The sequence below is a fragment of the Actinoplanes sp. NPDC004185 genome, assembly GCF_053603475.1.
The window spans coordinates 1,909-23,490 of the sequence record NZ_JBSGFR010000061.1 but is presented as its reverse complement, the minus strand read 5'-3'; the positions used below and the strand labels follow the sequence as shown (position 1 = coordinate 23,490).

The following is a 21,582-nucleotide window of genomic DNA, read 5'->3' as shown; positions in this document are numbered from 1 at the left end:
TAGATTTCTGGCGTGACCGATCAGCCCGCGGAGCTTCCCGCCGCAACTGTGCCGCTTGATCGCGCGGCCGCCACTACCTCCCCGGCCGGCGGTTTCCAGGGCCTCGGTGGGGATCTTGCGGCGGTGGATCCCGAGCTGCGTGAGCCGCTGCCGACGATCATGGCAGCGGCTCCGCGGCCGTTGACCCTCGACGTGTTGCCGGCCCGGCGGGCGCTCGGCGCCGAGCTGCGGCCCACCGACGAGTTGTTGTCGCGGGAGGGCCGGATCACGCTGGAGACCCGGCAAGCGGGGGAGACCAGCGTCCTGATCGCCCGGCCCGCCGGTGCGCAGGGGCCGCTGCCCGGGGTCGTCTACCTGCACGGCGGCGGGATGATCGCCGGAGATGAGCGGAGTGACCTGCCCGGCGTCCTGGACTGGGTCGAGCAGGCCGGCGTCGTGCTCGTCTCCGTGGCGTATCGGCTGGCGCCCGAGCACCCGTACCCGGCCGGCGTCGAGGATTGCCACGCCGCGCTCACCTGGACGATGGCCCACCGCGACGAGCTCGGCATCGACCGCCGAGTGGTGCTGGCCGGCACCAGCGCCGGTGGGGGACTGGCGGCCGGGACAGCGCTGTTGCACCGCGACCGTGGCGGTGCGGAGCTGGCTGGGCTGCTGCTGATGTGCCCGATGCTGGACGACCGGAGGGTGGACGCGCCGGTGCGCCCGTACGACACGTGGAGCTCGGTCTCGAACCTGACCGGCTGGACCGCCCTGCTCGGGACCGCCCGTGGCGGTCCCGACGTCTCGCCCTATGCGGCGCCGGCGCGCGCGAGCGATCTGTCGGGCCTGCCTCCGGCCTTCATCGACGTGGGCACGGCCGACATATTCCTGGGCGAGGACGTCGCTTTCGCCCAGCGGATCTGGGCGTCCGGAGGCCGGGCCGACCTGCACGTGTGGGCGGGCGGGTTCCACGCGTTCGACCACCTGGTCCCGGAGGCGCAGCTCTCCCGCGAGGCCCGGGCCGCGCGGGTCGGATGGCTGCAGCGCATCCTGCGGCCGGGTCCCTAGGCCACCGTGTAGTGGGCGACCGTGTCCTCGCGGCCGATCAGGAAGTCGTCGTCCTCGGGATAGAAGACGGCCCGGGAGATGTCCGACCCCGCGAAGCCCTGGATCACCTCGATGGACTCCCACCAGCTCAGCGTGACGACCTCGGTGCGGCCGTCACCCAGGTCCCGGGTCCACATCTGCGCGTCGACGTTGCCCGGCGTGCCGCGGTAGGCGGCCATGCCGGTCTCCTCGATGTAGGCGACGTATTCGGCGGCCCGGTCGGTGGCGACCCAGCCACGCCACATGCGTGCGATCACCCGTTCGACACTAGGCCGTGCACCATTCGCAGGACCAGCCCCGCGGCCTGCGCCGGATCGTCACCCACCACCCCGAGCGCGTCGTACGCCGGGAACGACGTCGCCGCCACCACCCCGGCCAGCACGGCCTCGCTCTGCCCGGGCAGCAACCGCCGGAACTGCTCGCGCCGCCGGTCCTCGCGCCCGGCCAGATGCGCGGCGATGCCGCCGTCGACAACGGCCAGCCCGAAGAGCGGCCGCAGCACCGCGCGTTCGCCGTGCCAGAAGCGACAGGTCTGCTCCACGACAAAGGCCAGCGCCTCGCCGGGGCCCAGCTCACGCGACGCCGTCAGCAGCTGATCCATGCCGGCCCGGCTGGTCAGCTCGGTGAGCACCGCGTCGAGCAGCCCGGCCTTGTTGCGCACCTGGTTGTAGACGGTGACCCGGGTGACCCCGGCCCGGGTGGCGACGGCCTCGAGGGTGAACTCCCGCCAGGGCACAGTGGCGAGCAATTCGCGGGCAGCGGCGATGACCGCCTGCCGGGTCGCCGCGGTGGCAGCAGCTCGCCGCATCGTCGAACCCCCGATTGCTTGACGCCGTGTATAGCGAGTCACTATACACGCTGTATGACGAATGGAACGCTGATCGAGTTCGGCGGGCTCCCGGGTACCGGCAAGTCCACACTGGCCGCTCACCTCGCGGACCGCAGCGGCGCGGTATGGCTGCGCATCGACGAGATCGAGGGCGCGATGCGGCGCAACGGGCTGACGGCGGACCAGACCGGGGTGGCGGCGTACTCGGTCGCCCACGACGTGGCGGCAAGCCACCTCCGGCGCGGGCTCACGGTGATCGCGGACGCGGTGAACCCGGTGGACGCGGCCCGCCGCGGCTGGCGTGACCTGGCTCGGTCGGTGCGGGCCCGGCACGTTGTGATCGAGACGACCTGCCCGGACCTGGCCCGGCTCGACCGGATCGCCGAACGGGAGGCGGATGTGCTTGTTCCGCTGACGCCGGACGCCTATGAGCGGCGTACCGATGAGCGGCTGATCGTCGATACGACCCTGCCCTTGAGTGAGTGTCAGGCGGAGGTGGTCCGCCACACCGGATTGACGCCGTGAGCGACGCGCCGGGCGGGGTTCTGGGCCGATCTGCGATTGCTGGGCGTCGTCGCGTCAGTGGCTACTTGGACACGTCCGTCGTGGCGGCCGAGCTGCGCGGAACGCAGAGGTGCGCTGGGTCGTAGGTGCTCGGCTTCCGGCCTTCCGGCTCCGGGAGGAGTGGGCGGCGTCGTTCGGGAGCGGCCACAGCCCGGTGTGGGAGCGTCGGCTGAGCCGGCCGGCTGCGGCGGGTGGTAGCGGCGGGCCGGGTCGACGCCAGTGCGCACTAACCTGAAACGTGGTCTTCGTGTTGCTTTCCGGCTGGGATCGCCGCGAGGCCGGGCGAGGTGGTGGCCAGGCCGGGAAGCCCCGGCTCGGCCGGGTGGTCCTGGCCCGGCTCGGTGTCCTAGCTTGGCTGGGCGGTCCCGGCTCGGCTGGGTGGTCCTGGCTCGATTGGAACCACGGCGTTGGCGTCTGCTGGATGCTTGATGAATGGAGTGGGGTCGGCGTGAGTGACTGGCCACTTGCCGAGCTGCGGCTGAGCTGCCGCGAGGTCTCCTTGCGGCCCGTCCGCGAGGCGGACCTGCCGGCGCTCGCCGCGATCCTGCCCCCCGACTTCGACCAGGACCCGCGCCTCGAGCTCTTCCCGGGCCTGAGCGCCGAGGCGAACCAGCGCCGGCTCTTCTACCAGGGCTACTGGAAGTCCCTCGGCACGTGGTCACCCTCGGCCTGGGTACTGCATTTCGCGGTCACGTACCGGAACGAGCTTGTCGGGGTGCAGACGTTGGAGGCCGACAACTTCCCCGCGCTACGGACCGTGGATTCAGCGTCGTGGCTCGTCCCGGGCGTGCGCGGGCGTGGACTCGGGGTGGCGATGCGGACGGCGGTGCTCGGCCTGGCCTTCGACCACCTGGGCGCGGTCGCGGCGGTGTCGTCGGCGGTGGCCGGCAACGCGGCGTCGCTGGGGGTGTCGCGCCGCATCGGCTACGCCGAGAACGGGGTCGGGCTCATCGTCGTCCCCGGCGGCGAGGTGGCCGAGCTGCGGAACTTCCGGCTCACCGTGGACACTTGGCGGGTCGCGCGACCCGGCAGCTCGCCCGCGGCAGCCCACTCGCGCGCCCGGCCCGAGGTGACCGTCGACGGGCTCCCGCCCTGCCTGCCCTGGTTCGGCCTGAGCTGAACTCATCGGCGGGCCAGCGCCTCTATCCGGCGGGCCAGCGCCTCATCGGCGGGCCAGCGCCTCATCGGCGGGCCAGCGCCTCTATCCGGCGGGCCAGCGCCTCATCAGCGGGCCAGCGCCCTCATCGGCGGACTGACGCTTCATCGGCGGGCCGGCACTCTCATCGGTGGGCCGGCGGGAGGGTGAACCAGAACGTCGCGCCCCGCCCGTTCTCTCCCTCGGCGTGGATCTCGCCGCCGTGGCGTTCCACGGCCCGGTGCACGGTCGTCAGTCCGATGCCGGTGCCCGGGAACTCGGCCGCGGTGTGCAGCCGGGCGAACGGCCGGAACAGCTCGATCGCCTTCCCGGCCGGGAAGCCCGCCCCGTTGTCGCGAATGTGGTAACTCGGGTTGTCACCCGGCCCGCTCCAGCCGACCTCGATCACGGGCTCGGTCACCCGCCGGGTGAACTTGCAGGCGTTGTTGATCAAGTTTTCCAGGATGACCCGGACCAGACCCTCGTCGCCGTCGGCGATCATGTCGTCCGCGACCGTGAACCGGATCTCCCGGCCCGGTTCCCTGGCCGTGACTTCGCCGATCACCTGCCAGGCCGTCGCAGTCAGATCGAAGCGTTCCCGGCGCAGCTCGCCACGGCTGGCCCGGGCCAGGATCAGCAGCGATTCGACCAGGTCCGCCATCCGTCCGGCCGCGGCGTGGATGCGTTGCACCCGGTGGCGGACCTGCTCGGTCAGCGGCTCGTCGTCCTCGTCCAGGATGGTCTCCGCGAAACTGCTGATCACCTGCAACGGGCCGCGCAGGTCGTGGGAGACCGATCCGCTGAACGCCTCCAGCTCGCGGTTGCGCCACTCCAGCTCCTCGACCAGCGCGGCCCTGGTCTCCGCGAGCTGCCGGGCAGCCCGTTCCCCGGCCGCGTCGAGTTCGCGGCGCATCAACTCCTCGCGGATACGCCGGCTCTCGTCGAGGGACTGCTTGCGGCGGATCTGCCCGCGTACGTGGGCCCGCAACGTCTCCGGCCCGTCGGCGGACCGCACGTAGTCGTCGGCCCCCGCGGCCAGGCAGTCGAGCATGGCGTCGTCGTGGTCCCCGATCATGATGACGGGGGTGTCGCCGATCTGCGGTACCTCCTTGATGCGGCGGCAGATCTCGCGGGCGTCGGCACCGGTGCCGTCGAGACCCAGCACGATGCAGTCGACCGGTTGCGCCGCCAGCAGATCCAGCGCATCGTCGGCGGTGCCGGCGGGCACCACGTCGTACCCGTCGTCGCGCAGCGCGTCGCCCAGCGCGGGCAGTCGCTGCCGGTCCGATGTCACGGTGAGGACCTTGCCCGGCCCGTGCAGGCTGCCGGTGACCTCGATGGGCAGCTGCTCGGCGCTCGTCCGCAGCACGGCGGCGAGCTTGGCGAGCACGACGGCGAGGTCCTGCTGCTTGCGGACGAACGCGTCGGCGCCCGCCTCCAGCATCTGCACCTCGGTCGCGTAGTCGTCCGAGGCCGTCATCAACAGGCACGGAATGTCCCGCAGCGCCGGATCGAGCCGCAGCCTCCGGATCACGGTCGCGCCGTCGATGCCCGGCATGACCCCGTCCACGATGACAGCCTGCGGCCTGCGGTCGGCCGCCGTGCGCAGGCCCTCCTCACCGGAGTTGGCGGTGATGACGGCGTACCCCTCGGGCTCCAGGAGCTCCCGCAACTTCTCCCGGAAGGTGATGCTGTCGTCGATGACCAGCACCGTTGTGCGGTCGTCGATGCGGAACGGGTCCTCGCCGAGCAACTGCCGGGCCCGCGCCACGACATAGCCGGCGTCGTAGGGCTTGCCGACGTACTCGTCAGCCCCGGTCCGCAGCCCGTGCAGCCGGTCGGCGACCTCGGCCTCGCTGGAGAGCAGCACGGTGACCGTGCCTTCCCGGCCGGGATGGGCGCGCAACTCCCGCAGCAGCTCGACCCCGTCGGCATCGGGCAGCAGCACATCGAGCACCGCGACATCAAAATGCGCGCCGGCGAACGCCGCCCGCGCCTCGGCGCCGTTGGCGCACAGAATCGACCGGAAGCCGTCGGCTTCGAAAGCCTCGTGCAGATCCATCCGTACGGTGAGACTGTCATCGACAATCAGCACCGTGTGCTTGTCCACCGGCGGCCCGATGCCGGTCTCGCGGCGCACTTCAGTGCTGCGATCGGCTTGATGAACGGTGGTTGCGGACGTGGACGGCTGGGCGAGCCGGCCGGCCGCCTCGTGGGTCGGATGGCTCATCGCCGCACCCCCACGTCGGACGACAGCTCGCCGAGGCGCCCGGCTATCCGCGAGGGCGGCATGATGAAGCCGGCCGCGCCGAGCAGCGCTGCCTCCCGCGGCATGCCGTAGACCACGCAGCTGCCCTCGTCCTGGGCGAACGTGTGCCCGCCCCGCGCGCGCATCTGCAGGAGGCCGAGGGCGCCGTCCCTTCCCATGCCGGTGAGCAGACAGCCGGCCGCGGTCGCGCCGAACTCGGCGGCAACGGACTCGAAAAGCACGTCGACCGACGGCCGGCAGGAGTGCCGGGGTGGCCCCTCGCTGAGCCACAAGTGACCATCGCGGACCAGCAGGTGCCGGTCCGGTGGCGCCAGCAGGATCCGTCCGTTGAGCGCCCGCATGGACATCCCGTTCACGGCATAGCTGACGTTGCGCCCGGTCTGCCCGGCGAGCCAGTCGGAGAAAGCCACGGCGAACGGCTCACTGGCCGCGATGTGCTGCACGCACAGCACCGGCGGCGCGAAACCGGCCGGCAGCGTGCGGAGCAACTCGGTCAGGGCCCCGGGACCGCCGGTAGAGGCCCCGAGAGCGACCACTTTGATGCGCGGCTCATCGGCGGTGAGCAGCGGGGGAGCGGTCGGCGGGCGCACGGCCGGCTCAGGTGCGGTACGGCTGCGACCGTCGAGGCGCGCCCGCGGGTGCGTGATGACGCGGATCCGTGACACCAGCCGTACGGTCGAGCACAGCCGCCGTGCCCACCCGGCGTCGGAATCGTCCCCGCGCGGCTTCTCCAGGACGTCCACCGCGCCTGCGGCGAGCGCGTTGTAGGTGCTGAACAGCTCCTGCCGGTCGGCGGAGGAGACGACCAGGATCGGCGTGGGGAACTCGGCCATGATGTGCTCGGTGGCGACGAGCCCGCTCATCGTGGGCAGCATCATGTCCATGGTGACCACGTCGGGCCGTAGGCGCCCGACCAGTTCGACGGCCTGGCCGCCGTCGAGGGCCTCGCCGACCACCTGCAGGTCGGGATCGGTGGCGAGCGCCTCGCGCAGAGCGTGGCGCATGGTCGACGAATCCTCGACCACCAGAACGCGGATCATGCGTGGCTCCCCTTTCGCATGGCCCGCCGACGAATGTCCCTGCTCCCGGTGCGCCGGCCGAGGCCGTCCCCGCGCCGGGTTGCCGTGCTCATGCCGGCACCAACCGGCGGATGTGCGCGAGCAGCTCCTCCTGGTTGAACTCGCCCTTGACCACGTACGCGCTGGCTCCGACGGCAACGCCGTGCTGCCGGTCCTCGGCGCTGGCCCGGGAACTCACCAGGATCGCGGGCACCTCGGACAGCTCCGGATCCGCGCGCGTCTCGGCGACGAAGGTGAACCCGTCGATGCCCGGCATGTCGATGTCGGTGAGGTAAAGCCCGTAACGACGGGACCGGGCCATGTCCAGGCCTTCCTCGCCGGACGCGGCGAGGTCGACCTCGTACCCGGCCGACTCCAGGATGCTGCGTTCGAGCATCCGGGTGGTGAGGGAGTCGTCGACGACGAGAATCGGCAGCCGCCGGGCCGGCTCGGCAGGCGCGGTGCCTCCCGCGCCGAGCCGGTAGGTCTCCGCGATGAGCCCCTGGGCGTCCAGCACGAGCCGCGGATTGCCGTCGAGGTCCATCGACACGCCGCCGATCACCGGTGCCGCGGGGGCGAGATCGGGCAGCGGCCGTACGACCAGCGTGGAGGTGCCGGCGAGCCGGTCGACGCCGACGGCCACGGCCTGATCGTCGGTGCCCACGATGACGGCGACGGTGGGCCCGCCGCCCTCCGGCACTGTCGTGCCTGCGTACAGCGCTCGGGCCAGCGGAAGGAACGGCACGGCCTCGCCGTCGTGCGCCATCTTCCCGGTGACGGCCGCGGCTGTGGCCTGCTCCGGCAGCAACCGTACGCATGTGCGTACGGAGTCGAGCGGCACCGTGGCGATGGTTCCGGCCGCCTCCAGGATCAGCCCGTGCATCGACATCAGCGCGAGCGGCAGCACCAACTCGACCGCGGCGCCCCGGCCTGCCTCCGTCCGTACGGTCACATCGCCCCCGAGCTGGTCGGCGACGTCCCGGGCGACATCGAGCCCGATGCCCCGGCCGGCCACCTCGGTCACCGTCGGGGAGGTGCTGATGCCGCCGCGCAGAACCAGCTCGACCAGCGTCTGCTCGTCGGGCGGCGTACCACCGCGCATCAGCAGCCCTCGGGCCTCCGCGGTGCGCCGGACCGCCGCGAGATCAAAGCCGCGGCCGTCGTCTGTGCACCGGAAGGCCACGTACCGTCCGCGCCGCTCGACCTCCACGACCACCCGGCCCTCGACGGGTTTGCCGGCCGCCAGCCGGTCCGCGTCAGGCTCGATGCCGTGCGCGACCGAGTTGCGAACGACGTGCAGCAGAGCGTTGTTGGCCAGCGTCAGCACCTGCGGATCCAGCCGCAGGTCACCGCCCCGGCCCTCGAACCGCACACGCTTGCCCTGGGCGTCAGCGGCGTCGCGAACCGCGCGGTGCAGACCGGTGAAGATGCTCGAGGCGGACACGAGCCGTAGCCGCTCGGCCCGGCCCCGCACCTCGTCCAGCTCCCGCTCGACCTGCTCGACGGTGTCGGTGATCCGCCTGCCGAGCGCACCGAGGTCCGCGGCGAGACGGGCGGCGACGACCCGGGCGGCATCGGTGTGCGCGGCGGTGCGACCGACGCGCAACTGGTCGGCCAGGGCCTCCGCGGAACGGGTCAACTGATCAAGGGCATGCCCCCCGGTACGCAACGGAGCGAAGCGAGCATGGGCCTCCCCGACGGCATCGAGAAGCTCATCGACATCGGCCGTCGCACCGCGGGCGGCCGGCGCGGCGTCGGGATGCGAGGGGGTCTTGGCGGCTTCCTCGCTCTTCGCCGTTCCTTCGGCTCCGGCACCGCCAGGAATGCCTGTCGCCGGCCCGGCCTCCGCGGCGAAGGCGGTGCCATCGCCTGCGTTCGGCGGGTGGTCATCCGGTCCGTTGGCCGGCGTGGGGTGTGATTCGGACGCTGTGGCCGTGCTGATCCCGCCTTCGCCGCCGCCTCCGGCCAGATCGACCGCCTGGCGGCTCTCGGCCTCAGACCTGTCGAGATCTGCTTGCCCACTGTCGGCCTGCGGTGCGTCGCCTTGCGAAGGGCCGCTCTGTTGGTCATGTCCATGGTGGACTCCGGGCTCCTCACCGGACCGGTGGTCGCCGGCGTGTGGTGACCCGCTGAGCGCTCCGACGTCCTTGTCCGCCAGGCGGCCGGCGACCCCGGTGTCGTCAGCTCGGCCTCCGACCGGGCGTCCTGGATCGCCGTCATCCCGTCCTGTGCCCCGATCGCCGGGCCCTCGCAGGCTGGGGGAGGGGCTCGCTCCCCCTGGGGTCATTCCCGGCGGGAACCGCAAAGGCGGCTGCGCCTGAGGTCGCTGCGGCTCCAGCGCGGCGACTCGTTCCTCGATCTCGTCGTTGAGGCGCAGCAGCTCCCGCATCTGGTCCGCGGGCAGTGGCTCGCCGGCGCTGCGGTGGGGCACGAGCACTTCTTCGAAGGCATGTGCCCGGTCGGCGATCTCCTGCTGGCGTACCACCCGGGCGGCGCCCTTCAGGGTGTGCGCGAAGCGCAGCAGCCGGGCGACCAGGTCCGGCCCGGGCTGCTGGTCCAGGTCGAGGACGCCCGCGCTGATCTGATCGATCAGTTCACGGGCCTCGACCCGGAAGTACCGCAGCGGATCCTGGCTCATCAGCGCCGACCGGTGCCGACCAGGTCGAGCAGGTCACCGGACAGATTCGACAAGTGCGCGGCAGTCTGCTTGGTCTGCACGGCACTCGCCTCCGTTTCCCGAGTCACCCGAGCGGTGTCCGAGGCAGCCACATTGACCTGTTCGACCGCCGTGGTCTGCTGCTTCGTCGACAGCTCGATCTCGCGGGTCGCGTCGTTGGTCGTGGCGACGAGCTGGGCGATGCGCCGGAACGAGCTGGTGGCGTCGTCGAACTGTCGCGAGCCCGCATCCACGCTCTTGGCTCCGATCTCCGTGGCCATCACCGTGGTGTTCACCGCCCCGCGGACATCGTCGATCAGCGCGCGGATCTCCTTGGCCGACCCGGCGGTGCGGTCCGCGAGTTTGCGGATCTCCTCGGCCACCACGGCGAACCGACGCCCCCACTCACCGGCGCCGCTGGCCTCGATGGTCGCGTTGATGGCCAGGATGTTGGTCTGCTCGGCGAGTTCGGACACCAGGTCGACGACGCCGCCGATCTGCTGGGACTTCTCACCCAGCGCCAGCATGTGCTGCACGATCTGGTCCACCTGGGAGCGGATGGCGGAGATGGAGGCCCGGGTCTGGTCGATCGTGGCGTCGCCGGTCTGCGCCGCCTCCGCCGTGTCCTCCGCGATCTTCGACACCCGCTGGGCGCTCTCGGCGATCTGCCGCGACGTGATGAGCAGTTCGCTGATGGTCGTGGTGATCTCACTCATCGCGCTGGCCTGGTCGCGCCCGCCGGTCGCCTGCTGGGCGGCGGCGGCCTCGAGCTCGGCCGACGAGCTCTGGATGTGCCCGACGGCGGCGCCGACCTCACGACGCAGGTCGCGATTGAGCCGCCAGGCGATGTAGGAACCGCAGGCCATGGCCAGCAGACCCAGCACGATGATCAGCACGATGCCCTGGGTGGCCCGGGCCGAGGAGTCGCGGCGGGCGCTCTCCACGTCGGCGCGGACCTTGACGGTCAGGGCGGCGATGGACTCCTGCAGAGACTTGCGGGCCGGCGCGACCGCGGCGGCGTTGAGCTGCCCGATGTTCTCCAGGTTGGTGATCGTCTTACGCTTCTCGATCACCGGCTGCAGGACCGCCGCATGCTCGGCCTCGGCGGTCGCCACGGCCTCCAGCAAGGACCTCGCGCCCGGGTCGGTGAGCGTGCCGCGCAACTTCACCACCAGGGCGAGGAACTCCTCCCGGTCGCGGTTGGTCATGTCCAGGTATTCCTGGTTGGCGTTGAGCAGGTACGCCCGATAGTCGCTGATCCGGCTCTCCGCCTTGGTCGTCAGGTGCTCGGCGCTGCCCAGATCGTCGACGGCTTCCCGGATCGCATCGTCCTTCGCGTCCACGACGATGGACAGCGCGGCCACCGAGGACGCGCCCATGATCAGGGTCAGAGCCACGGTCAGCCCGAATCCGAGCCCGAGCTTGTTGCCGAATGTACGTTTGGCCATGCCCGTCACCGCTCCTCGGTGTTGTACGTGGTGTGTCCGGTCAGCTGATGAACGGCCGCCCGGGCCGACAGCAGGTCCACGATCGGCCGGATGCCGCCCGGCAGCGGGACCATGCCGCGCAACACGTCGCGTCCGGTGCCGCCGTCGGCCTCGTCGACGATGATCGAGGTCGGCACCCGGACGTGACCGTCGAGATCGTGGAACGCCAGAGCGAGCGGCGGTGCGCCGGCCGCGACCACGAGCCACCGCGGACGGTCCGGCGCGGGATGCCCCAGTAAGGCCGCGAGGTCGTAGACGGGCACTATCGCGCCACTGAACCCGGCGACGCCCAGCAGCGCCGCCTGCGGTCCTGGCAACGGGGTGATAGGCCGGTCGGAGTGCACGCCGGAGGCCTGCGAGAGGCGCAACGCGTACGGGCGGCCACCGGCCCGGACGGCCAGCAGCTCGGCGTACTCCGCGTCGTGCTGGCGCGCCGGCTCCGTGAAGGAACGGTCGAAGTCGTCGCGCAACGCGGCGAGCCGGTTCTTCACGTCGCTGGGACTCATCGGTACGCCCCGCACGCGTCGAGTTCCGCACGGCAGAGGGTGGTCAGGGCGACCCGGCCGAATCCGCCGCCGAACAGCGCGATCCGTTCGTCGCGTTCCCGGCGGAGCAGCCCCAGCGCCCGGTCCAGCTCGGCCACGGCGATCCGGTTCTCGCCCCGGCGCCGGGCGAGCAGACCGAGCCGTAGCCGGGGCATCGCGAAGTCCGGATCCAGGTATGCGGCGAGCCGGTAGTGGCCGATCGCCACATCCACGGCAGCCCCGCCCTCCAGGCACACCGCGAGCTGATGATGGGCGTCCGCGTAGAGCCCGTCGACGTCGAGCAGGCGCCGGCACGACATCTCGGCTTCTTCGAGGCGGCCGGCGTGTGCCAGGAGCGCGCCGTGCAGCAGGGCGTCACGCGGAGCGCGCCCGTCCGTCGGCTCGGTCTCGAGCAGCTGCAGGGCCTCGGTGAAGCGCTCGTCGAGCAGCAACCGCATCGCACGGTCATGGGCGCTGGACTCGACCGGCCTGGGTGGCACGGGCGCGTGGGCGCGAGCCGGCGCGGCGAGCGTCGGGATTGTGCCGGCGAGGGGAGCCGAGTGCTGTCGCCGGCGGTAGTAGAACGTGTGGTGAGTGTGCTGCGGTTCGAGCCCGTCGGGGCGGCTGCCGAGCGAGTCGGTGTGCCCGAGGAACAGGTACCCGCCCGGCGACAGCGCGCTGGTCATCCGCTGAATCAGGGACTCCCGCACCTGCGGTGTCAGGTACATCAGCAGGTTGCGGCAGAACACCACGTCGTACTGGTCCGGCCGCCACAGCACCTCGTCGTCATTCGCGACGTTGTGCTGCTGGAAGCGCACGGCCGATCGGATGCCGGCGTCCAGCTCGAAGTCGCCGTCGTTCGCGTGGAAGTAGCGGTGCCGGATCGCGTCCGGTGTCTCGCGCAACGACCAGGCCGAATACCGGCCGGTCCGCGCCCGGTGCAGCACGGCGGCGTTGGCGTCCAGCCCCTGCACCGAGATGATCCAGTCCGGGCCCGGCTGCGTCTCCCGCGCCACGATCGCCATCGTGTACGCCTCTTCGCCGGAGGAGCAGCCCACCGACAGCATCCGCAGCACGCGCTGGGTCGAGCGGGCCTCGATCCGCTCGGGCAGCGCCACCTCGGCGAGGACCCGGAACTGCTCACCGTGGCGATAGAAGTAGGTCTCGTTGATCGTGAGGTCCTCGGCCAGCGTCGTCAGCTCGTCGTCCCAGTCCTCCCGTGCCAGCCGGCCCAGATACCGGGAGCGGCTGAGCCCGTGCGTCTCCGACCGCTTGCCGAGCACCTCGGCCAGCTGAGGCGTGTCGTTCTCGTCGAACATCCAGCCGAGCTTCGTGGCGAGCAGGCCGCGGAACATGGTCACCTCAGCGGAAGCGGTCATGAGGGCACCGCCAGGGAAGCTGCGGCAGCCCAGACCTCATCCGGCACGAGCCGCATGCTCTGCAACAGCAGCACCGGCGCGGCGTCGATCGTGCCGACCGCGGCGATGAGACGAGCGGGCGCGTCCCCGAGCAGAGCCTCATGGCGCCCTTCGGTGCCCGCGCTGACCGGCCGTACGCCGTGGATCTCCCCGGTCGCGAACGCCACCGGTCCACGCTCGGTGCGCACCGCGACGAAACGCGACACCTCGGCGTCGGTCCCGCCGAGCAGCCGGGCCACATCGATCACCAGAGTGGGGATGCCCCGCATGATGCAGATGCCCTTCACGAACGCGGGAGTGCCGGCGAGGGGATGGGTGGCCAGAGGCCGCATGGTCTCGATGACCTCGTCGAGGCGAAGGGCACAGAGCAGCGGCCCGGCTCGGAAGACGAGCGAGCTGTCCCCCACAGGCTCCTCTGCAGGTGGCGCCATTTGTCCGGGCTGCACCATTCGCTCAGGCTAGCGGTCATTTCTCCCTCATTAGCGAGAATGTTTCAGTCTGCTGGGCCTCATGCGGCACAGATGTCACTCCCGGACAGCCGGACGGCGGCAACTGCACCCGCTCAGCTTCGACTCGTACGCGTCCCGTGTCGTCCGCCCGCGCGACGATCCCGCCGTGGACTTCAGGAGGACGCGCAGCGCTCGTGTCCTCCTTGAGGAGTACGCCAAGACCGTTCCTGCTGACGACGCGGCCGATGCCCGTTCGTCCATAGATTCGCCTCCGACCACAGGAACAGGAGGCCGAGATGACCACCACGCACGCCGTGCGGGCGGACGAACTCGTCAAGGTGTACGGCGAGGGCGAGACCGCGGTGACAGCCGTCGACCGGGTGAACGTCACGTTCCCCGCGGGGCAGTTCACCGCGATCGTGGGCCCGTCGGGCTCCGGCAAGTCCACCCTGATGCACCTGCTGGCGGGACTCGACACCGCGACGTCCGGCTCGATCCTGATCGGCGGCGTCGAGCTGACCGGCCTGGCCGACCGCGACCTGACGGTGCTCCGCCGCGACCGCATCGGGTTCGTCTTCCAGGCGTTCAATCTGCTACCGACCCTGACCGCGGAGCAGAACATCCTGCTGCCCGGCGAGCTTGCCGGGCGTCGCCCGGAGCGTCAGCGCCTCGCGCAGGTCGCGGCCGACCTCGGTCTGGCCGATCGGCTGCACCACTACCCGGCCCAGCTGTCCGGCGGCCAGCAGCAGCGGGTCGCCTGTGCGCGGGCCCTGATGAGCCGTCCGGACGTGGTTTTCGCTGACGAGCCGACCGGCAGCCTGGACACCCGGACCGGCGCCGGTGTGCTCGATCTGTTGCGACGCAGCGTCCGGGAATGGGGTCAGACCGTCGTGATGGTGACCCACGACCCGGTGGCCGCCGGATACGCGGACCGTGTCGTCGTGCTGGCCGACGGGCGCATCGTCGACGACCTCCGGGCGCCCACCCCGGACGGTGTCGCCGACCGGCTCCAGCGGCTGGGGGCCTGACGTGCGGCGGACCGGACCGCGCCCGCGCCGGCTGGTGCCGACCGGGCTGGCCATCGTGCTCGCCGTCGCCTTCGTGGCCGGCACGATGATCTTCAGTGACAGCGCCGAGAGCGCCCTGGTCGACCAGTTCGCCCGGGCGGCGCGCAACGTCGACGTGGTGGTCTCCGCCACGCCGGGCGGCCGGCTCACCCCGGCCGATCTCGATGCCGTGCGCCGCACCGATGGCGTTGCGTCGGCCACCGGCCGCATGCGGGAGCGGCTACCACTGCTCGACCGCAATGGCCGCCTGGTGGCTACCTTCGGCACTCCCGGCTACGGCATCGATGTCGGCGACGATCCCGGCCTGCGGTCGTACGACCTCGCCGAGGGATCCCTGCCCGCCGCTGACGATGAGGCGGCGATAGACAGCAAGACCGCTGAAACCACGGGCTACCGGATCGGTGAGGCCGCCGTCGTCGTAGACGCCTCAGAGCAGCGCCGCACGCTGCGCATCGTCGGCATCGTCACGATCACCGGGGACGTCTCCACCACCGTCGTCACCCGTGCCGCGCTCACCCGGCTCACCGACGCCACCGGCTACCGGAACGTGGTGGCCACCGTCAGCACCGGAGCCGATCCGAAGACAGTCCGCGATCGCCTGCCGGTGCCCGCAGCGGGATCGGCCCGCTCCGGCGATCAGTTCCGGCACGATCTCGCCCAGCAGGCGTTCGCTCAGATCAACGGCCTGACGATCGGCTTGTACCTGTTCGCCGCAGTGGCAGTACTGGTGGCCGGATTCGTCATCGCGAACACGTTCGGAATTCTGGTCGCCCAGCGGCAGCGCGAGACGGCGTTGCTGCGTTGTGTCGGCGCGCGACGAGGTCAGATCCTGCGGTCTCTGCTGGCCGACTCTGCTCTGGTGGGCACCGCCGGGGCGGTGCTGGGCATCCTGCTCGGATACGCGGTGGCGTGGGGGCTGCTGGAGGGCTCGGCGGCTCTGGCCACTCAGCTGCCGGCCGGCGGCCTCGTCCTCACGCCCTACCCGGTGCTCGTGTCGCTCCTCCTGGGGCCGATCGTGACCATGGTCTCCGCTGTGGTTCCCGCGGTACGGGCAACCCGCGTCCCGCCGGTCGCGGCCTTGCGGATGGTGGCGCCGGCCCCAGGGCGATCGCGGCGCGTGCTGATCGTCGCGGCAGCTCTGGTGGCGATGGCCGGCACACTGGCGACGGTGGCCGGGCTGCGACTGGATCAGCCCGAACCGGCGATGATCCTGGTGGTGGCCGGCGGCATCGGCAACTTCCTGGCCTTGCTGCTGATCTCGCCCCTCGTCATCGGCCGGCTCGTCGCCGCGCTGGGGTGGCTCCCGGGCCGCCTGTTCGGGGTGCCCGCACGGCTGGCTGTCGCCAACGCCCGGCGCAACCCCGGTCGTACGGCCGCCACCACGGCTGCGCTGCTCGTCGGTGTGGGGCTGATGGCCGGCGGAAGCACCATCGCCGCCACGGTGGACCGCACGGCGGAGGCTCAGCTCAACGAGGCGTACCCGGTCGACTATCTGCTCACCCCGGCCGCCGGGCAGCGGGGGATCTCGCCGGCGGTCGGTGCGGGCCTCGTCGGTGACCGGGCATTCGATCTCGTCGCCGAGGTCAAACAGTCCGACGGGCGGGTTGCCGGCGACACAGTGACAGTTGCCGGCATGGACAGCGCAACGGTCGGTACGGCGTACCGGCCTGAGGTGACAGCTGGACGGCTGACCGACTTCGGACCCGGGACAGCGCTGGTGGCGACGGGACAGGGCAAGGTCGGTGACGACCTGCCGGTCACGGCGGCAGGGCGGAAGCAGACGGTGCGCATCGCGGCGCTGGTGCAGTCCTCCAGCCTTGTCGGCGACGTGATCCTGTGGCCCACCGACTTCGCGGCGCTCTACCCGTCGCAGCGGGACGACAGCCTGATCCTGGTCAGGTCCTCACCTGGCATCGATGCTCCGGCAGCGCGGCAACGCATCGATGCCGCCCTGGCCGCGCATCCCCTGGTGCAGGTCGACGACCTCGCCTCGGTCCGGGCCGAGCGCGGCGCCGCGATCCGCCAGATCGTCGGAATCATCGCGGTTCTGCTGGGCTTCGCACTGGTCATCGCCTTGGTCGGCATCACCAACACGCTGTCTCTCTCCGTCCTCGAACGCACCAGGGAGTCGGCCCTTGTCCGGGCACTCGGACTGACCCGAGGTCAGCTGCGCGCGACACTGCTCATCGAGGCCCTGCTGATGGCGGCAGCTGGCGCGGTCGCCGGGGTGGCGTTCGGTGTGCTCTACGGCTGGCTGGCATCGGAGGCGGCCTTCGGGCCCACCGATGCACTGCTGACCGTTCCGGGCGGCCAACTCCTGAGCTTTGTGGTCATCGCAGCAGTGGCCGGAGCTGGTGCGGCGGTGCTGCCTTCACGCCGAGCGGCCCGAGCTTCCGTCGTCGGCGCCATGGCGGACGCATGAGGCCTTCTATCGTGGTGGTCGTGTGGCGCATCGGCGCGTGGATCCGACCCTGGCTGTTCGACGGAGCCGTGGCGGCGTTCGTCGCTGCCCTGACCATCATCGAGTACCGCCTGCCGTGGCCGATCAAGATCTGCGGTCTGGCCATGGCGCTCGCGCTGATCTGGCGGCGGCACCTGCCGATGGTCGTGGTGACCGTGGTCTATCTGCTGGCGCCGCTGCACCTGTTGATGAGCAGCTACGTGCGGATGTTCGACATCGCTGTACTGATCGCCATGTACGCCGTAGTGCTCTACCGGCCCGAACTCCGTTGGGGAGCGGTTGCCGGCGCCGGTGCGGGCGTCGCGGTGCTGGTCGCCGCACTCGTGGAGAACGACCGTTCCGGCAACTTCTGGGTGGTGTTCTGGGTCGTGGGCGCGGTGACGGTGGCGACGTGGGTCACCGCCTACGGGGTACGCACCCGACGGCTTTACGTGCAGACGCTCGAGGAGCGTGCTGCCACCCTCGAACGGGAGCGCGATCACCTGGCCCTGCTCGCGGTGGCCGAGGAACGGGCAGCCATCGCCCGGGAGATCCACGACGTCGTGGCGCACAGCCTCAGCGTGATGATCGTCCAGGCCGATGCCGCCGGCTTCACGCTCGAAGCGTCCGAGACTCCTGCCCGCGAAGCCCTGGCGACGATCGCCTCGACCGGCCGCGAAGCACTCGACGACATGGGCCGGGTGATCCGGCTGTTACGAGGAGCGTCGCTGCCGGCACCCGAAGCAGCAGTCGAGCCCGTGGCGTATTCGAGTGACCGATCGTGGGCCGCCTTGGCTCGAAGGCTCGAGCGTCGGCCGGATGCCACAGGTCCCGGCGCCGCATTCGACGGTTTGCTGGCCGAGGCGGATCGCGCGAACGACGACGGGACAGAGCGCAGAGCGATCGGGCTCAGGGAGATCGACGGACTTGTGGCACGGTCCGGCCTGCGCGTGGTGCGCGAGACCACCGGCGCACCGGGCCCCCTCAGCAGGGCGCAGGAGATCGCGGCGTACCGGATCATTCAGGAGTCGCTGACCAATACATTGCGGCACGCCGGATCCGACGCCGCGGTGACCCTGCGTCTTGCCTTCACGCCCAACTCTCTACGCGTCGAGGTGAGCGACGACGGAGGCGGGACGCAACCAGTCACGGAGGCGGTCACGGCCCGGCCGGGTCATGGCCTGGCCGGGATGCGGGAACGGGCCGCCATGCACGGTGGCACCTTGGAGGCCGGACCACGTTCGGACGGCGGCTGGAGCGTGGTGGCGACCATCCCACGGGCGTCGAGTGGAACGATGACGGCAAAGAGCACAGCATGAACGGGGGCGACACGGTGGACGGCGCAGGCAGTGCCCGGGGCGGTGGCGGGTGATCAGAGTCGTTGTCGTCGACGACCAGGAGCTCGTGCGGCGCGGTTTCCGGTCGATTCTGTCCGCGCAGGACGACATGGAGGTCGTCGGTGAAGCCGCCGACGGGGCCGAGGCCTTGCGGATATTGCGGGATGTCGACGCGGATGTCGTGGTGATGGACATCTGGATGCCCGTCATGGACGGCGTTGCCGCCACCGAGGAGCTGGTGGCGTCGGGAAGCCGGGCTCGGGTGCTCGTGCTGACCACGTTCGACACCGACGAGAACGCCTTCGCGGCGCTACAGGCCGGGGCCAGCGGCTTCCTGCTGAAGAACGCCCCACCCGTCGAGCTGCTCTCGGCGATCCGGTCCATCGCCGCCGGCAATGCCATCGTTGCGCCCCGGGTCACCCGGCGGCTGCTCGATCGCTTCGCCGGGCAACTGGTGCCCGCGGTCCCGGCGGTGCACAGCTCCGCGAAGCGGCTGGCGACCCTCACTGACCGCGAACGGGAGGTGTTTCTGCTGGTCGCTCAAGGCTGGTCGAATGCCGAGATCAGTGAGCGGTTGCACGTCGCCGAGACCACCGTGAAAACACATGTCGGCCGAATCCTGGGAAAGCTCGAGCTGCGGGACCGCGTACAGGCGGTCGTGCTTGCGTACGAGAGCGGTCTGGTCCGGCCCAAAGTATAGATAAAGGTAGATGTAGCCTGGTCCTCCGTTGCCGAGATCGAGGAGGCGCCCGTGATTCCAGTGCGAAGCCGAAGGGCGGCTTTGGTGGCGGCAGCCGTCGCGATGACCGCGGTGATCTACGGGGTGGTGCAGCTGCCAGCATCCGCGGACACCAGGACGGAGGCGCGGGAGGTGTTCTCGCCTGACGGTTCGATCCGGAAGGAGAGCATCCGGGTGGCCGACCTCCCGCGGACCAACAAATCCGTCGACGTCACGGCCGAGGTGGTGACCATTCAGCAGACCGGCACGCCGGGCAGCCGTTATGACCTCGTCTTCGTCGGTGACGGCTACACCGCCGCGGAGCAGGAGCTGTTCCACAGCCAGGTCCTCACCCGCTGGGCCCAGCTCAGTGCGGTGGAGCCGTTCCGCACGCTGAAGAGCAGCTTCAACGTGTGGCAGGTCAACGCGATCTCCGCTCAGTCCGGATCGGACAACGATCCGACCCTCGGCGTCGAGAAGGACACCGCCCTCGACGGCGAGTTCTGGTGCGGAGGCCTGGACCGGTTGGTCTGCGTCGACGAAACGGTGGCCGAGCAGTACGCCCAACTGGCGCCGGGCGCCGACCAGGCCCTCATCCTGGTCAACAGCACCACCTACGGCGGCTCGGGCGGCAGCGTGACGGTGTCCAGCGGCGGCAACACACTCTCCGGCGACATCGTGGTGCACGAGCTGGGCCACTCGATCGGCGGCCTGGCAGACGAGTACGGCGGCGACCCGACCGCCTACCCCGACGGCGAACCGGGCGACCCCAACACCTCGGTGGCCAACGAGGCGACGATGCGCGCCCAGCGGCTCAAATGGTTCAGCTACCTGGGCAAACCGACCCCGGACGGCGGCGTGATCGGCACCTTCGAGGGCGCCGCGTACTACGACCGCGGCGTGTACAGGCCGAGCGAGAACTCAATGATGCGATCGCTGGGCAACGAGTTCAACCTGATCGGTATCGACCAGCTGACCGCCGCGATCCTCGCCAGAACCGGCTGACCGGGCTGATCGAATGACCGGGCCGATCTGATGACCGGGCTGATGTGATGACCAGGCCGGTCTAATGATCGGTCAGCGGCAGCGCGCGGTGGCGACCGATCCAGGCGGATGCGCGGCAAGCGGACCAAGGAAGGCAACGGACGCCGAGAAGGCAGGATGCGAGAGGCAGCGGGGCCCGGCCTCGACCCCCGCCCCCAGCACCTGGCCGCTCGGCTCCGGCTCCGGCCCCGGCCGCCTTGCTTCAGCCCCCGGCTCCGGCTTCTCGGCTCCGGCCTCTCGGCTCCGGCCACGGCCGCCCGGCTCGAGTCCCGGCCCCGGCCTTTCGGCTACGGCCCGGGGATCGGTGAGCTGGTCGTGAGCGGAGCGGGCAAGCGGGAGCCTCGAATCCAAGCGACTGTGGGAGACCCGGGCGTGTCGAGGATGTGAGCGGAAGCGGGTGAGTGGGGCGCGGGCGGGCCTGGGAGAGCAGGCCCGCCCGCACGCAGTGCCTCACTTCGGTTCGTCGTGCTCCCCGCCGAACCACGAACCGGCCGGCGGGTGGTCATCGTCACCGAGTTCCCGCGCTGCGAAAGCCGACCCGGCGCCTGGGGGAGTCGATTCTGCGGCGGGGGGAGTGGATCCGGCGCCTGGCGGAGTCGATTCTGCGGCGCGGGGAGTTGATCCGGCGCCTGACGGAGCTGACTCGGCAACTGGAGGAGCCGACCCGGCGTCTGGGGGAGTCGCGCCCGCAACAGGAGAGGGACGAGAAGGAGAACGTGGCGGAGGAGCTGTCGCGGAAGATCTGGCGGCATGCCGCCCGGCGTCCGCGATGTCCTCCCGATCAGCGAACCCGCGCCCAACGTCAGGCAGGCCGAACGACACCTCGGCCTCAGGGAATTCGGCCACTGATTCCCGCCGCCGAGACCCGAACCCCGCGTCACCGACCACGACGGGTGCGACGCCCGCCGACCCCCAGGGCACCGCACCACCACCGAACCCAGAAGCAGGACGAGACACCGGCAACCCCGGACCAGGCTGGCCTGGCACGGAAAGATCACCCGTAGGCTGCGAAGCAAACTCCGAATCCGAAACGACAGACCTGGAACCAGAGTCAGACCCCAGCCCAAGCCCGGCCTCGGACCCCAGCCCCGAGTCGGACCTGACCCCGAAACCAGACGCAGACGCAGACCCAGACCGCTGCGCAGGTCGCTGCGCAGGTCGAGACCCGGACCGCGACCCCAGCCCTGACCCGGACGCCGGCTCAGATGAAGACGCCAGTGCGGAACCAGACTCTGACCCCAGCCCAGACCCGGACCGCAGCCCAGACCCGAATCCCGTGCCCCAATCAGACCCGGACCCGGACCCGGACCCGGACCCGGACCCGGACCCGGGCCCGGACCCGGACCCGGACCCGGACGGGAATCCAGACGCGGACCCGGACGGGGATCCGGACCCAGATTCCAACCCGGACCCAGATTCCAACCCGGACCCAGATTCCAACCCGGACCCAGATTCCAACCCGGACCCAGATTCCAACCCGGACCCAGATTCCAACCCGGAC

At 70.9% G+C, this 21,582-nt stretch carries 17 protein-coding genes; 8 read left to right on the top strand and 9 right to left on the bottom strand.

From position 1 onward, the window contains the following. The first annotated feature begins 12 nt into the window (after nt 1-12). A complete protein-coding gene (locus ACWEOZ_RS39100) occupies nt 13-1,047 on the top strand; it encodes an alpha/beta hydrolase (protein WP_451915724.1) in 1,035 nt (344 codons plus the stop codon). Here the strand turns inward: ACWEOZ_RS39100 and ACWEOZ_RS39095 are convergent. Both ACWEOZ_RS39095 and ACWEOZ_RS39090 read right to left on the bottom strand, forming a co-directional pair. Then, nucleotides 1,044-1,343 (bottom strand): antibiotic biosynthesis monooxygenase family protein, encoded by a 300-nt coding sequence (locus tag ACWEOZ_RS39095; RefSeq protein ID WP_451915723.1) that lies wholly within the window; start codon nt 1,341-1,343, stop codon nt 1,044-1,046. The two genes, ACWEOZ_RS39100 and ACWEOZ_RS39095, sit on opposite strands and share 4 nt — an antisense overlap. Further along, nucleotides 1,340-1,894, bottom strand: coding sequence for a TetR/AcrR family transcriptional regulator (locus ACWEOZ_RS39090; protein ID WP_451915722.1), 555 nt, complete (start codon nt 1,892-1,894; stop codon nt 1,340-1,342). Before ACWEOZ_RS39090 ends, ACWEOZ_RS39095 begins: the two co-directional genes overlap by 4 nt. A 54-nt stretch (nt 1,895-1,948) precedes the next feature. Between ACWEOZ_RS39090 and ACWEOZ_RS39085 the strand changes: the two genes are divergently transcribed. After that, nucleotides 1,949-2,440 (top strand): AAA family ATPase, encoded by a 492-nt coding sequence (locus tag ACWEOZ_RS39085; protein ID WP_451915721.1) that lies wholly within the window; start codon nt 1,949-1,951, stop codon nt 2,438-2,440. Between the two features lie 487 nt (nt 2,441-2,927). Further along, a complete protein-coding gene (locus ACWEOZ_RS39080; protein WP_451915720.1) occupies nt 2,928-3,599 on the top strand; it encodes a GNAT family N-acetyltransferase in 672 nt (223 codons plus the stop codon). A gap of 160 nt (nt 3,600-3,759) precedes the next feature. Here ACWEOZ_RS39080 and ACWEOZ_RS39075 read toward each other — a convergent pair whose 3' ends face one another. The 7 genes from ACWEOZ_RS39075 to ACWEOZ_RS39045 all read right to left on the bottom strand — a co-directional run bounded on the left by ACWEOZ_RS39075 (nt 3,760) and on the right by ACWEOZ_RS39045 (nt 13,433). Continuing rightward, complete coding sequence (locus ACWEOZ_RS39075) at nt 3,760-5,844, bottom strand: response regulator (protein ID WP_451915719.1); 2,085 nt, start codon at nt 5,842-5,844, stop codon at nt 3,760-3,762. Next, nucleotides 5,841-6,923, bottom strand: a complete 1,083-nt coding sequence (gene cheB, locus ACWEOZ_RS39070) for a chemotaxis-specific protein-glutamate methyltransferase CheB (RefSeq protein WP_451915718.1) — start codon at nt 6,921-6,923, stop codon at nt 5,841-5,843. The genes ACWEOZ_RS39075 and cheB overlap by 4 nt, the downstream gene beginning before the upstream one ends. An 88-nt stretch (nt 6,924-7,011) precedes the next feature. Beyond that, nucleotides 7,012-9,579, bottom strand: coding sequence for a hybrid sensor histidine kinase/response regulator (locus ACWEOZ_RS39065; protein ID WP_451915717.1), 2,568 nt, complete (start codon nt 9,577-9,579; stop codon nt 7,012-7,014). Then, complete coding sequence (locus ACWEOZ_RS39060) at nt 9,579-11,045, bottom strand: HAMP domain-containing methyl-accepting chemotaxis protein (RefSeq protein WP_451915716.1); 1,467 nt, start codon at nt 11,043-11,045, stop codon at nt 9,579-9,581. Before ACWEOZ_RS39060 ends, ACWEOZ_RS39065 begins: the two co-directional genes overlap by 1 nt. A 5-nt stretch (nt 11,046-11,050) precedes the next feature. Beyond that, nucleotides 11,051-11,590, bottom strand: a complete 540-nt coding sequence (locus ACWEOZ_RS39055; protein ID WP_451915715.1) for a chemotaxis protein CheW — start codon at nt 11,588-11,590, stop codon at nt 11,051-11,053. Beyond that, nucleotides 11,587-12,987 carry a CheR family methyltransferase gene (locus ACWEOZ_RS39050; protein WP_451915714.1) on the bottom strand — a complete coding sequence of 467 codons (1,401 nt, stop codon included), beginning with the start codon at nt 12,985-12,987 and terminating at the stop codon, nt 11,587-11,589. The genes ACWEOZ_RS39055 and ACWEOZ_RS39050 overlap by 4 nt, the downstream gene beginning before the upstream one ends. After that, complete coding sequence (locus tag ACWEOZ_RS39045; protein WP_451915713.1) at nt 12,984-13,433, bottom strand: chemotaxis protein CheW; 450 nt, start codon at nt 13,431-13,433, stop codon at nt 12,984-12,986. Before ACWEOZ_RS39045 ends, ACWEOZ_RS39050 begins: the two co-directional genes overlap by 4 nt. Nucleotides 13,434-13,771: 338 nt before the next feature. On the opposite strand from ACWEOZ_RS39045, the gene ACWEOZ_RS39040 reads away from it, so the two are divergent. The 5 genes from ACWEOZ_RS39040 to ACWEOZ_RS39020 all read left to right on the top strand — a co-directional run bounded on the left by ACWEOZ_RS39040 (nt 13,772) and on the right by ACWEOZ_RS39020 (nt 20,042). Further along, on the top strand, nt 13,772-14,503 hold the full coding sequence (locus tag ACWEOZ_RS39040) for an ABC transporter ATP-binding protein (protein WP_451915712.1): 732 nt from the start codon (nt 13,772-13,774) through the stop codon (nt 14,501-14,503). Between the two features lies 1 nt (nt 14,504). Beyond that, on the top strand, nt 14,505-16,964 hold the full coding sequence (locus ACWEOZ_RS39035) for an ABC transporter permease (protein WP_451915711.1): 2,460 nt from the start codon (nt 14,505-14,507) through the stop codon (nt 16,962-16,964). A 20-nt stretch (nt 16,965-16,984) separates the two neighbouring features. Beyond that, nucleotides 16,985-18,301, top strand: coding sequence for a sensor histidine kinase (locus ACWEOZ_RS39030; protein ID WP_451915710.1), 1,317 nt, complete (start codon nt 16,985-16,987; stop codon nt 18,299-18,301). A gap of 49 nt (nt 18,302-18,350) precedes the next feature. Then, the gene (locus tag ACWEOZ_RS39025; RefSeq protein WP_451915709.1) at nt 18,351-19,019 is read left to right on the top strand and encodes a response regulator; all 669 of its coding nucleotides are present in this window, start codon (nt 18,351-18,353) and stop codon (nt 19,017-19,019) included. A gap of 84 nt (nt 19,020-19,103) precedes the next feature. After that, the gene (locus ACWEOZ_RS39020) at nt 19,104-20,042 is read left to right on the top strand and encodes a M64 family metallopeptidase (protein WP_451915708.1); all 939 of its coding nucleotides are present in this window, start codon (nt 19,104-19,106) and stop codon (nt 20,040-20,042) included. Nucleotides 20,043-21,582 lie beyond the last annotated feature (1,540 nt).

Excerpts from the sequence above, each read along its gene's own strand:
- ACWEOZ_RS39090 (WP_451915722.1), bottom strand. The coding sequence starts at position 1,894 with ATGCGGCGAGCTGCTGCCACCGCGGCGACCCGGCAGGCGGTCATCGCC.
- ACWEOZ_RS39085 (WP_451915721.1), top strand. The coding sequence starts at position 1,949 with ATGACGAATGGAACGCTGATCGAGTTCGGCGGGCTCCCGGGTACCGGC.
- ACWEOZ_RS39075 (WP_451915719.1), bottom strand. The coding sequence starts at position 5,844 with ATGAGCCATCCGACCCACGAGGCGGCCGGCCGGCTCGCCCAGCCGTCC.
- cheB (WP_451915718.1), bottom strand. The coding sequence starts at position 6,923 with ATGATCCGCGTTCTGGTGGTCGAGGATTCGTCGACCATGCGCCACGCT.
- ACWEOZ_RS39065 (WP_451915717.1), bottom strand. The coding sequence starts at position 9,579 with ATGAGCCAGGATCCGCTGCGGTACTTCCGGGTCGAGGCCCGTGAACTG.
- ACWEOZ_RS39060 (WP_451915716.1), bottom strand. The coding sequence starts at position 11,045 with ATGGCCAAACGTACATTCGGCAACAAGCTCGGGCTCGGATTCGGGCTG.
- ACWEOZ_RS39055 (WP_451915715.1), bottom strand. The coding sequence starts at position 11,590 with ATGAGTCCCAGCGACGTGAAGAACCGGCTCGCCGCGTTGCGCGACGAC.
- ACWEOZ_RS39050 (WP_451915714.1), bottom strand. The coding sequence starts at position 12,987 with ATGACCGCTTCCGCTGAGGTGACCATGTTCCGCGGCCTGCTCGCCACG.
- ACWEOZ_RS39040 (WP_451915712.1), top strand. The coding sequence starts at position 13,772 with ATGACCACCACGCACGCCGTGCGGGCGGACGAACTCGTCAAGGTGTAC.